We start from the raw sequence: 12,555 nt of genomic DNA, 5'->3' as shown, positions 1-12,555 counted from the left end.
CGTTAAGCGACGGATGCGGTCTTTTTGTCGTTATAGGGCGGCCATGGCGGCGTTCAGGGCCGTCCGGGGATCCCCCGACGGCTCGGTGGGGTAGGGGTCGCCCAGGGTGGTGAAAAAGTATTCGGCGTCGTACCGGCTGTAATCCGCCACCGGCCGGCCGGTCAGCAGGGAGATGCGCAGCAGGCGGATGTACGATTCCCAGCGAGGCCGGTAGAAATCCCCGAGCAGGCCGCTCCATTCCCGGGCGGCGTAGTCCCGCAGGCCGATGGCCCCCTGCCGGTCGCCCCAAAGGGTCAGCAGGGTACGGGCCTGCCACTCGAAATAGGCTTTCTCCTCCGGGGTGCGGCCGCAGGCCTTCGCCCTCTCCAGCCACGGGCCCAGCAGCATGTGCCGGTCGGTGGACACCAGCGCCTCCTGCACCGGGTAGAGGGCCAGAAACGCGTCGGCGCAGGCGTCGAAGGCGGCAACGTCCTGATCCTGGAAGGCCTTCTGCAGCCCTTCCACATAGCCCCAGGCCTTGTTAGCCAGGGCCTGGCGGACGAAGTCGATGACGTCCAGCCGATAGGGATCGCCCTCGGCCAAGGCCTCCCAGCCCTCCAGCAGCAGGCGGCAGGCGTCCTCCAGCCGCCGGATATCGTAGTTGAAGGTGGGCAGGCTGTAGGAGGACACCATGTCCACCGTCAGGGAGGGGCGGGTGCAGAAGGCGGATTCCCGGGGAGAAACGGAGGTGTCGGCCAGATACACCTCGTTTTTCAGGATGTGCCATCCTTCCAGCACGGAGGGCGGGCAGGCGCCGTATCGCTGGGTCAGGCAGGCCTCCAGCCAGGCATCCTCCTCAAAGGGGGATTGCCGCAGGGCCAGATCGGCCACGGCATCGAAGAGGATTTCGTCGGTTTCCACCCCTTCCGGCAACAGGGCGACACCCACCATGGAGCAGGCGGGATCGGCGGCGTAGCGGTGCGGCTCCCCCAGCAGCTTGCGGAGATTGCCGCGGGTGACCCGCTGGCCGCCGAAGTTGTTGACGCAGCCGTACAGCCAGGGATAGCCGGCGAAATCGTCGCCGCCGTCGGCGCAGTCCTCGGCCCGCAGATTGCCGATGAGGACATTTTCCGGGGAGAGGGCGCGCAGCAGCTCCCGGCTGGGATTGCTCTGCCAGCCTTGGAGGAACCAGACCGGGCTGTCGGACACCCGGCCCATCTGCCGGTAGCAGCCCCGGGCGTAGGCCGCCATATCCACGCCGGCGGCGTTGCCCCCTTCATGGAAGGGATCGGCGGCGAAATAGTGGACGTCCCCGCCGAACAGCTCCCGCTGGATATCGTAAAAATCGGCGGCGATGCCGTCGAAAGCCGGATCTGCGGGCAGGAGGATGGAGGGGCGGGGAAAATCGCACCACAGCCCCTGATCCAGCGGATGGGATCCGGGATGACGCTCCCCGAAGTCGGGCGGCACCATGCCCGCGTAGCCGGGCAGGACGAGGCCGGCGCCGAAGGAGAGGAGATAGGCGTTGATTTTCCGGGACAGGGCGCAGCGGTTTTCGTACCAGGCGGCGGGGGCCGGGCCGCCCCAGGAGGTGAGGTTCATCATGCACTGCCAGGGGAAAAAGGCCGGGCCGGCCACGTATTCCCGGGCCTCCCGCTCGGTATAGCCGTGGCGCTGCAGCAGGGCGAGCCAGACCGCCTCATGCCCCACCGGATTGAGCACTAGGTTGTAGCCGGAAAGCATCATCCAATCAAGAAACGGCTCCCACTGTTCCCAATCCCAGAAGGCGAAGGTGTAGCCATAGGTGCAGAAGTTGAGAAAATACCGGTACAAAAAGGCGCTGGTTTCCTCCTGCGCGCCGCCCACCGGCGGCGGGGAGGGGGGAAGATTCAGCCGCCGGGTCAGGGGGCCGACATAGCTGCCGCAGCGGTTCTTCAGATACCAGTAAAAGGCGCTGGCGGCCGCCGTGCCGGAGGTCGCCTCCAACAGAATGCCGTCCTCCCGATCGGTCAGACGATACCGATCCTCGCCGGGATGCGCCTCGGGCAGCGGGCGGACGGTGAACCGGGCGGCGTACGCCTCGCCGGCGATCCGCCGGATGAGGCCGCGCACCGCCTGTTCCTCCAGGTGAGCGGGGATATTCTTGGCCTTGACGCGGGCGGCGGCCTCTCTGGCCGCGTGGGGAGAGTCCATAAAACCTGCCTCCTTGCTATTGATTTCCTAATAATGGCTTCCAAGCTGGTTGTATCACATTCAAACGGCGGATGCAATGGCATTTTTTTACGGTATGTTGGCTTTTTACGATGGGAGGGACGATAACCGCCCGTTTCAAGCAAACAACACAAAAAATCAAAATGGATATAAAAAGGTTGATATTTCTTTCTTAAAACCCAATGGTATACTGTAAATAGTGAACAAAAAGCTTGGAGGCGACGGCCATGAAAAGGCGGAGAACCGTGCTGACCCTGGCGTGTGCGGCGGCCTTGCTGCTGCAGGTATTCCTGCCTGGCGGGGCGCCGCTGCTGCGCGTTCAGGGAGAAGGCGTGGCCGGCGGACAGGAGGGGGGCGCTTCCCTGTCCGAGAAGGGCGATACATATGCCGCGTATCTGGCGCGGTACGCCGACGCGGCCCGGCCCCGGCTGCCGGAGGATATCCGCCGGGCGGCGGGGGATTTTCAGGCCATCGAGCCGGAGGGCGGCTACGAGGTGCTGTCCGGCTATGCTGGACGGGATCAGGCGCTGCTGGTGCAGAGCGGGCTGCAATATGTGGATTATGCGCTGGAGGTGCCCCAGGCGGGGCTGTATAACCTGCTGGTGGAGCACCACCCCATGGACACCGACAGCAAGCGGTATGAACTGGGGGTGCAGATAAACGGCGAAACCCCGTTCTCCCAGGCGTCGAGCCTGACCATCTCCAACACCTACGAGCCGGCGGGTCAGGCGGTCATCACCGACAGCAGCGGCGATCAGTTCGCCGCCAACCGGGCGATAAGGCAGGACTGGACGGACAGCCGGCTGACCAATCCCGACGGGGACTACGACGATCCGCTGCTGTTTTATCTTCGGCAGGGAACCAACGTCGTGAGGCTGATCTTCTCCGCGTCCGACGCTCTGGTACTGGGCGGTGTCCGGGTTTGTGAGGAGGAGGCCCCTCCGTCCTATGCGGCCTACCGGGCGCAGCAGCCCGGCAGGGACACGGGTAAGGCATTGATCCAGACGGAGGCGGAGGCCGCCACGCTGCAGTCCGACTCCACCCTGCGGCCCGAGTCCGATCGGACGGATCGCGCTACCTCTCCTTATAGTGCGAAGAATATGCTCATCAACATCATCGGCACCACCTGGAGCGCCCACGGGCAATGGCTGGAGTGGACGATAAAGGTCGAGGAAAGCGGGTATTACCGCCTGTCCTTCCGCTACCAGCAGGAGGCGCTCAAGGGGCTGCCGGTGGGGCGGCGGCTGTCCATTGACGGCGCGGTGCCCTTTGCCGAGGCCGCCTGCCTGCGCTTCCCCTACACCAGCCGGTGGGATTTGCTCACTGCGGCGGACGGGGAGGGGGAGCCCTATCTGTTCTACCTGCCGGCGGGCACCCATACCCTGCGTCTGGAAGCGGTGCTGGGAGAGCTGGCTCCCATTATCCGGCAGCTGAACGACGTGATCTACAGCCTAAACCAGTGGTACCGGAAAATCATCATGATCACCTCCACCTCGGCGGACAAATACCGGGACTATAACCTGGATAGGGAAATCCCCGGCCTGCTGGAGGGGCTGACCGACTGCGCGAACCGGCTGCGGGACGGCTACAATGCCATCTGCGCCGTCGCGGGGGGCGAGGCGGCGGAATGCGCCATCCTGATGACCACCGTGCGGCAGCTGGAGAGCTTCGTCAGCGAGCCGCGGACCATCCCGTACCGCATCACCTCCTTTCAAAGCAACATCGGCAGCGTCTCCGCATGGGTGCTGGATATCCGCAACCAGCCGCTGATGCTGGACTATTTCCTGCTGTGGCAGGAGGGGGCGGCGCTCCCCAAAACGACGTCCAATCTATGGGACAGCATCGCGCACAGCACGTCCCTGTTCTTTTATTCCTTTGTCCAGGATTACAACGGGTTTTCGGCCAAGGAGGCGGACAAAAGCATTTCTCTCTGGCTGGGCACCGGGCGGGATCAGGCCGAGGTGCTCTGGAAAATGACCACCGACCTGTTCACCCCCAAGAGCGGCATCCATGTAAACATCAAGCTGGTCAGCGCCACCATGGTGGAGGCGTTCCTGTCAGGTAACACGCCGGATGTGGCCATCAACACCACCCGGGACACCCCGGTGAATCTGGCGGTGCGAAGCGCGCTGCTGGATTTGGCGGCCTTCCCGGACTTCGAGGATGTGACCGGCTGGTTCCAGCCGGGGGCCCTGACGCCGTATTCCTTCCAGAACTCGGTCTACGGCCTGCCGGACACCCAGACCTTCAACATGCTGTTTTACCGCAAGGACATATTCGAGGAGCTGGGGCTGACGGTGCCCCAGACCTGGGACGATTTCATCGAGACGGCCAGCCAGCTGCATCTATATAAGCTGGAGGCCGGCATCCCGGTGACCAGCGTCGCCTCGGCGGCGTCGGCAGCGGGCGACGCCAGCATGTATTATACCCTGCTGATGCAGAACGGGGGGACGGTGTTCTCCGACGACCTGTCTCGCACCTTGCTGGATTCCGACCCGTCCCAGAAGGCGTTTTCGCTGTGGACGGATTTGTATACCAAGGTGGGACTGCCGGTCAGCTACGATTTCTTCAACCGCTTCCGCAGCGGCGAGGTACCCATGGCCGTGGTGGCCTATAACAACTATAACCAGCTGGCCTCCGCTGCCCCCGAGCTGCGCGGCCTGTGGGAGATGGCGCCCATTCCCGGCACCCGGCAGTCCGACGGCACCATCAGCCGTGTCCAGTCCGCGTCGGGTACGGCGGCGGTCATCCTCAGTTCGACCTCCAAACCGGAAGAGGCCTGGTCGTTCATCAAATGGTGGGCGGGCGCGCAGGCGCAGGGCCGCTACGCGGGTGATTTGGAATCGAAAATCGGGGTCATCGCCCGGGTGCCAGTGGCCAATAAGGACGCCTTCGGCGCCCTGGACTGGGATCCGAAGACCGCCGGCCTGCTGGCGGAGCAATGGGCTCAGGTGCGGGAGATCCCCCAGGTGCCGGGCAACTATTACCTGGACAGGGATCTCATTAACGCCTTCCGCGACGTGGTGTACAACGGGCGGAATTCCCTGGAGGCCATTCAGGAGTACGGCAGGCGAATCAACGGGGAAATCGCCCGGAAGAGGGAGGAATTCGGCCTTGCGTAACGATAAACCGGCCAAGGTGCCCCTTCTCAAGGACTTGAAGGCCAACCGGGATTTGTATCTGATGATGTTGCCCTTTTTCCTGCTCTTTTTCTTGATGATCCTGCTGCCGGTGCTGGTGGCGACGGTGCTCAGCTTCAGCTACTACAATATGTTCGAGACACCCTCCTTCATCGGGCTGAAGAATTACATCAACCTCTTTATCCACGATGAGATTTTCGGCATCGCCATGCGCAACACCCTGCTGCTGTCCCTCCTGACCGGCCCGGTCAGCTACCTGCTCTGCTTCGGGCTGGCGTGGCTGATTAACGAGTTCGGCAACGGGCTGCGGGTGCTGCTGACCTTCTTCTTTTATGCGCCGGCCCTGGCGGGCTCGTCGGTGTTCTTCATCTGGCAGTTTTTGTTCAGCGGGGACGCCCACGGGTTCATCAACGGGGCGCTGATGAATATCGGGCTTATCAAGGAACCGATTCAGTGGCTGACCGACCCGGCCTACAATTTCGGGGTGCTGGTGCTGGTGCAGCTGTGGATGTGCCTGGGCACCGGGTTCCTGGCCTTTATCGCCGGCTTCAAGGGCATCGATACCTCCTTGTATGAGGCGGGCAGCATCGACGGGGTGCGCAACCGGCTGCAGGAGCTGTTTTACATCACCCTGCCCATGATGAAGCCCCAGCTGCTGTTCGGCGCGGTGATGCAGATTTCGGCGTCGTTTTCCGTCAGCACTCTGTCCACCCAGCTCTTCGGCGCCAACAGCACCAACTATTCGGCCCACACCATCGTGCTGCACATGATGGATTACGGCACCGTCCGGTACGAGATGGGCTATGCCTGCGCGGTGGCGGTGGTGCTGTTCATGATGATGCTGATTTTCAAAACCCTGGTGGGCTTCGTTCTGCGGTATGTCAGCAGCGATTAAGTGAGGAGGCACGCGTATGCGCAAGCTGTTTCGGTTCAAACGACTGCGCCGCGGCGGACGAAGCCGCGTGGGGAACGCGGCGCTGTTCGTGGTGATGATCGCCCTGAGCGTGCTGATGATCGCGCCGCTGGTTTACTCGGTGATCAATTCCTTCAAGCCGCTGGATGAGCTTTTCGCCTATCCGCCCCGCTTCTTCGTGGTGCGGCCGACGATGGAAAACTACTCCATGCTGTTCAAGCTGGTGGCCAATATGCGGGTGCCGTTTTCCCGGTATCTGTTCAACAGCGCCTTCATTACGGCGCTGACCACGGTAGCCAGCGTCGTCATCGCCTCCATGGCGGCGTATCCGCTGGCCAAGTATAAGCTGCGGCTGGGCTGGCTGTTCGACCTGGTGGTGCTGACCCTGCTGTTCAACGGCACGGTGCTGGCGCTGCCCCAATACGTCATCATGGCCCGCCTGCATCTCATCAATACCATGCTGGTGTATATCATTCCCAACCTGGCGGCGCCGCTCGGGCTGTTCCTGATGAAGCAGTTCATGGAGCGCATCCCCATGCCGCTTATCGAGTCTGCCCGCATCGACGGCGCGACCCAGTTCCAGATTTTTTTCCGGATTGTTATGCCCCAGGTCAAGCCGGCCTGGATGACCCTGACCCTGTTCACGTTCCAGAGCGTTTGGGCCCAGCAGCCGCTGAACATGGTGTTTGACGAGAATCTCAAGCTGCTCAACATGGCCTTCACCAACGTGATTGCGGCGGGCATCTCCCGGATGGGCCCCTCCATGGCCTCGGCGGTGGTGCTGATGCTGCCGCTTATCGTGGTGTTTCTCGTCACCCAGAGCAACGTCATTGAGACCATGAGCGCGTCGGGGATCAAGGAATGACGGGGCCTATCCACTCCATTTCAGCAAAAGAACGGGGGTTTATGATGAGGAACACTGCCTCAGCCCATCGCTTTTGGGGACGAATGTGCCTGTGCTTGCTGGCGTTCTGCTGCCTGCTGGCGGCCGGCGCCCCCGCGGCCGGGGCGTTATCCTATCAATACGATCGCAAGGACAAGGCCGTGCCGGCGCCGGACGGGTACGCCTGCGTGCGGCAGGCACGCAGTGATCAGGCGGAAAAGGGCGCCAACTGGGATCCCACCGATTTGTTCATCGACGAGGACGGGCTTATCAACGTCCTGGATTCGGACATGGGGCGGATCCACGTCTATGACCGGGAACTGCATTACCTGTCCACCCTGAGCTTTACCGAGGAGGGGGCGGAAGCCTTCCTGATGGGGATTTCCGGCCTGTACGTGGACGGGAAGGGGGACGACAAGACCTATTACGTGGCGGATCCGGAACGGGAGCGGGTGTTCATCGCCGACGCGAAGGGGGCCATCGTCCGGGAGATTCTCCGGCCGGACACCGAGCTTATCGATCAGAGCGTCACCTTCGCCCCCACCAAGGTGCAGCTGGACAAAAACGGCAATCTCTATGTGCTGGTTCCGGGCATCTATATGGGCGCCTGCGTGTTTTCCGCCAAGGATGATTTCGCCTTTCTGACCTTTATCGGTAGCAACCCGGTGGAGGCCACCGCCTTCCTGCTGGCGGATTATTTCTGGAAGCAGGTACTCAACCAGAATCAAATCGACAGCATGAAACGGTACGTGCCGGTTTCCTTTGAAAACTTCACCCTGGATGCCGAAGGATACCTGTACACGGTGACCAACAAAACCTCCCTGGGCACCCAGTTCACCGATGAAATCAAGAAATTCAACACCAACAGCCTCAACATCCTGCCCCACCAGGATTACGGGGATCTGGAACTGGGCAAGACCAACGACATTCTGCAGGATACCTCCTATGTGGATATCGCCGTAAACGAGGGCGGCTATATGGCCGCCCTGGACGCCAACCTCTGCCGGGTGGCGGTGTTCAATCAAAACGGCGACCGGCTGTTCACCTTCGGGGAGCGGAACAACACGGTGGGCGGCTTCGATACCCTGACCGCCCTGGACGTGTTCGGCAGCGATATCTATATCCTCGATCAGAATTACGAGACGATTTCCCTGTTCCGGCCCACCGCCTACGGACGGGATGTGCTGGCTGCGGCGGATTTGTTCGGCCAGGGGCATTACACAGAGGCGGAGCCGCTTTGGCGGAAGGTCATCGGACAGAACGGCGGGTTCTCCCTGGCCTATGTCGGGCTGGGCAAGGCGCTGCTGGAGCAGGGGGATTTCCAGGGGGCCATGGAATATTTCCGCCAGGGCAACGACCGGGACGGATACTCCCAAGCCTTTTCCCAGTACCGGGCCCAGGGGATGCAGACGGTTTTCGTCGGGATTTTCGCCGCGGTTTTCCTCCTGTTCATCCTGCTGCTGGTGGCGGAACGCCGCCTGAAGGTGCGCAGCAACTATCTGGTTAATCCCATACATAAGAGCCTGGCCGGCAAGGTGCGGTATACCCTGTTCCACCCCGGGGAGGGCGGTTACGTGCTGGCCCGCCATACCGATGTGAAAAAAACGGGGATTTTCAGTCTCTGCGTCCTCGGCGTCTGGTTTTTCGCGTCGGTCGTCGACTGGCAGTACAGCGGCTTCATTTTCAACCCGAACAATCCCGAGGAGTTCGAGGTGCTGTTCCATCTGCTGAAAACCTTCGGCCTGTTCGCCCTGTGGGTGGTCGCCGGCTGGTTCGTTTCCAATCTGATGGACAGCAGCGCGCGCCTTACCGATTTGACGGTGGTCAGCGCTACGGCCCTCCTGCCCTATATCACGGGGGTGCTGCTGCACACGGCGGCTAGCAACCTGCTGGCCAAGGAGGAGGGCGGCTTCCTGACGGCGATGCAGGTCATTCTCATCCTCTGGTCGGCGGCGATTCTCATCGGCGGCTTCCGGGAGATTCATGAGATGTCCTTCCGGGGTGCCCTGCTGTCCATCCTGTTCACGCTGCTGGGGATTTTGCTGATCCTGTTCATGGCCCTGCTGCTGTGGAGTTTGTTCCAGCAGGTGTTCGTATTCTTCGCCCAGCTTTGGGATGAAATTATCAAAATGATCGGGTAGCGCCGTGGGAAGGGAGAGGATGCGCATGGAACACAATCGAATCCGCGCCGGCGCCCGGCGGCTGCTGGCGCTGAGCTGCGCGGCCGCGGCGGTTCTGCTGTTCGGCAGCGGGGCGGCGGGGCAGACCCAGACCCCCGCGCTTTCCTACGGCGAACCCGTCGCCTCCAGAGAGGAGGCGGTGCTGCGGGATCCGTCCGGCGCGCTGGAGCTGCGGGCTGATCTGCTGACCGGACGGGTCACGGTGCAAGACGAGCGGACGGGTACCCTTTGGGCCAGCAATCCGGAGAAGCCGGAGGAGGACATCATCGCCTACGGCATCAACCAGAGCCGGATTCAGTCCCAGCTGCTGGTCACCTATAAAGGCGCCTCCAACACCATGGAGGAGACCAATGACAAGGAGGCGGCCGGTGAGGGGAACAAGTCCATCGCGGCCTACCGGGAAGGGGATACCCTAACCCTGGTCTATACCTTTGAGGAGCTGGGCTTTGTCGTTCCGCTGCAGTACCGGCTGTCGGAGGGGCGGATGACCGCGTCGGTGCCGGTGGCGGGTATCCGGGAGACCAAGGGCAACATCCTGGCCGCCCTGACCATCCTGCCGTTCTTCGGCGCCGGCTCCACGACGGAGTCCGGGTATCTGCTGGTACCGGACGGCTCCGGCGCCCTGATGAATTTCAACAACGGGCGCACCAACGAGGGACGCCTGACCCTGGACACCCTGTACGGCGACCGGTCGGTGACCGACGACAAACGGCCCCCCGCGACCCAGCCGGTGCTGCTGCCGGGCTTCGGCATCTGCCGGGGGACGGCGCAGCCGGGGGATACGGCGGGGACTGCGGCGCTGTTCGCCTATGCCACCGACGGGGCGGCCGCCGGCCAGATTACCCTGAACACGGCCGGACGGGAAACCGGTCAGAATTACATCTATTACACCTTCCTGCACCGCAACAACGCGGTGGAGATGCTGCTGGACCGCACCTACGCGGCCAAGGCCAAACTGATTTGCGACACCGCCGACACCGGCGCGCAGAGCTACGAGATGAGCTACTTCTTCATGGAACCGGGTAAAACCGACCTGGCCGGGATGGCGGATGCCTGCTCCCAGCAGCTGTTCGGCCGTGAGGCCTCGTCCGCGGCCGGGGACGTGCCGCTGTTCCTCGATATGTTCATGGGGGTGCGGGTGCAGGAGAATTTTCTGGGTATCCCCTACCACACGCTGCGGCCGCTGACCACCTTCTCCCAGGCCCAGGCCATTTCCGACGACCTGCGGGGCGCGGGGGTTGCCAGCGTCACCATGCGGCTGCGGGGGATCGACGCCGACGGCGCGTACGCCGGCCGGCTGGATACCGCGTTTCGGGCCGACCGCAAGCTGGGCGGTCTGGACGGTTTCCTAACACTGCAGGAGACGGAAAACACCGCCGTTTACCCGGACATGGAGCTGACCATGTTCACCAAAAGCGGCGGCGGGGTATCCGCCCTGTTCGACGCGTCCAGCGACCTGCTGCGGGACACGGTGCGTCTGCCGGCCTTCCGCCTGGCGGCGGGAGACGTGAACGACGAACTGCCCGCCCGCCGGCTGCTCAAGGCCTTTCAAATCCCGACGGTCACCGCCAAGCTGGCGGCCAGCCTGAACAAAGCCGGGGTGAAAAACGCCGCGGCCGCCTCCCTGGGGCTGGCCCCCTATCCGGACTACAGCCGGTCTCACGTCACCTCCATCGGCGAAACGGCCCGTCTGCTCGAGCAGGCAGCGGAAGCCCTCGGCAAGCGGGGCGGTTTGATGCTCGAGGCGCCGGGCGCGGCGGTTCTGCCCCATGCCGATACGCTGCTGCATATGCCCACCACCTCTTCCGGCTATAACCTGACCGACACCACCGTGCCCTTCCTGCAGATGGTGCTGTCCGGCTACCTGCCCTACGCGGCGGAGGACGCCGGGAGCTCCGGCGATCGGGAAACCATGCTGCTGCGCAGCGTCGAGGGCGGGTCGGCGCTGTCCTTTTCCCTGATGGACGCGGATTACAGCCAGGTGACCGATACGCCCCTCGACTCGCTGTACGCCGCTACCTATGCGCAGCAGCGGGAGACCATTCTCGCGCTGTACGCCCGCAGCCGGGCGGCGCTGTCCGGCGTGTACGGCCGGCGGATTACAGGCTATCGGATTCTGGCGGCCGATCAACGGGAAACCGTCTACGACGACGGGACGGCCGTTTTGGTCAATTACGCGGATCAGCCGGTGGTCTGGCGGGGCCAAACGGTGCCGGCGCGCTCCTGCGCCGCGGCGAAGGAGGGCTGACGGATGACAATGAAAAAATGCGGGCGTTCCCGGTTGGTCCGGTGCCTGTTCGGCTCGACCATCGAGCAGAGGCGGGATTCCATGGGATACGTGTTCATCCTGCCTTGGGTTATCGGCCTTATCTGGTTTTTCCTTTGGCCCATGGCCCAGGCGGCGCTGTATGTCTGCAACGAGGTGACCTTGGGGGACAACGGCCTGGTGTACAACTTCGTGGGCACAAAAATCATCCGGCAGGTCTTTTTCGACAATCCAAACAATTTCCGCACCATTCTGGAGAGCACCGGCACCACCCTGATAAACGCGCTGCTCATCGTGGCGTTCAGCCTGATTGTGGCGGTGCTGCTGAATAAGCCTTTTCGGGGCCGGGGGTTCTGCCGGGCGCTGGTGGCGCTGCCGATTATCGTGTCTTCCGGCGTGCTGATGCAGGTGTTCAAGGAGGATTTGTTCCGCTCCTCCATCGAAAGCGCGGCCGAGGCCACCGTTTTCCAGGGGGTGGTGCTGGAGGATTCCCTGGCCAAGCTGGGGCTGGGCGACGAGTTCATCGGGGTGCTGACCGGCCTGGTGTCCAGTATCCTCGACCTCATCTGGCAGTCGGGGATTCAGATCCTTCTGTTTGTGGGCGGCATGCAGTCCATTTCCAGCTCGCTGCTGGAGGTGTGCGAGGTGGAGGGGGCCTCTCCCTGGCAGACCTTCTGGAAGGTGACCTTCCCGATGATTTCCCCCTTCCTGCTGCTAAATTTCGTGTACGCGGTTATCGACAGCTTCACCATTTCGTCCAATCCGGTCATCGTGCAGATCAACGACTATTTCCATAACATTCTGTACGCCAACGCGACCACCATGTCGGTGGCCTATTTCCTCCTGGTGCTGGTGGTGGTGGGGCTGGCCACGGCCATCATTTCCCGCCGGGTGTTCTACATCGAGAAATAGAGAGGAAGGGATTGGCGTGAAACAGTAGAGGCTTCACGCGGAAATTTGTCCTTTCCGGTTGAAGCAACCGA

General features: G+C 62.6%; 7 protein-coding genes. 6 read left to right on the top strand and 1 reads right to left on the bottom strand.

The window, feature by feature from the left end; genetic code table 11:
* Nucleotides 1-30: 30 nt before the first annotated feature.
* A complete protein-coding gene (locus tag ACSAMM_RS08320) occupies nucleotides 31-2,172 on the bottom strand; it encodes an alpha-N-acetylglucosaminidase TIM-barrel domain-containing protein (protein WP_457791004.1) in 2,142 nt (713 codons plus the stop codon).
* A 245-nt stretch (nucleotides 2,173-2,417) separates the two neighbouring features.
* Here ACSAMM_RS08320 and ACSAMM_RS08315 point away from each other — a divergent pair, with 245 nt between their 5' ends.
* Genes ACSAMM_RS08315 through ACSAMM_RS08290 form a run of 6 tightly spaced genes read left to right on the top strand, consistent with a single transcriptional unit; the run spans nucleotide 2,418 to nucleotide 12,484 of the window.
* Complete coding sequence (locus ACSAMM_RS08315) at nucleotides 2,418-5,312, top strand: extracellular solute-binding protein (protein WP_178723333.1); 2,895 nt, start codon at nucleotides 2,418-2,420, stop codon at nucleotides 5,310-5,312.
* The gene (locus ACSAMM_RS08310; protein WP_457791002.1) at nucleotides 5,305-6,225 is read left to right on the top strand and encodes a carbohydrate ABC transporter permease; all 921 of its coding nucleotides are present in this window, start codon (nucleotides 5,305-5,307) and stop codon (nucleotides 6,223-6,225) included. Before ACSAMM_RS08315 ends, ACSAMM_RS08310 begins: the two co-directional genes overlap by 8 nt.
* Before the next feature lie 16 nt (nucleotides 6,226-6,241).
* Nucleotides 6,242-7,108: an ABC transporter permease subunit gene (locus tag ACSAMM_RS08305; RefSeq protein ID WP_178723331.1), complete on the top strand. Its 867-nt coding sequence runs from the start codon at nucleotides 6,242-6,244 to the stop codon at nucleotides 7,106-7,108.
* A gap of 41 nt (nucleotides 7,109-7,149) precedes the next feature.
* Nucleotides 7,150-9,267, top strand: coding sequence for a YIP1 family protein (locus ACSAMM_RS08300; RefSeq protein WP_457791001.1), 2,118 nt, complete (start codon nucleotides 7,150-7,152; stop codon nucleotides 9,265-9,267).
* Nucleotides 9,268-9,292: 25 nt separating this feature from the next.
* Nucleotides 9,293-11,554, top strand: a complete 2,262-nt coding sequence (locus ACSAMM_RS08295) for a DUF5696 domain-containing protein (RefSeq protein WP_457790999.1) — start codon at nucleotides 9,293-9,295, stop codon at nucleotides 11,552-11,554.
* A 3-nt stretch (nucleotides 11,555-11,557) separates the two neighbouring features.
* Complete coding sequence (locus ACSAMM_RS08290) at nucleotides 11,558-12,484, top strand: ABC transporter permease subunit (RefSeq protein ID WP_178723325.1); 927 nt, start codon at nucleotides 11,558-11,560, stop codon at nucleotides 12,482-12,484.
* Nucleotides 12,485-12,555 lie beyond the last annotated feature (71 nt).

This window comes from Anaeromassilibacillus sp. SJQ-5 (genome assembly GCF_054108045.1).
Note: the sequence above shows the minus strand (reverse complement) of the source record. Positions and strands in the feature narration are given on the sequence as shown.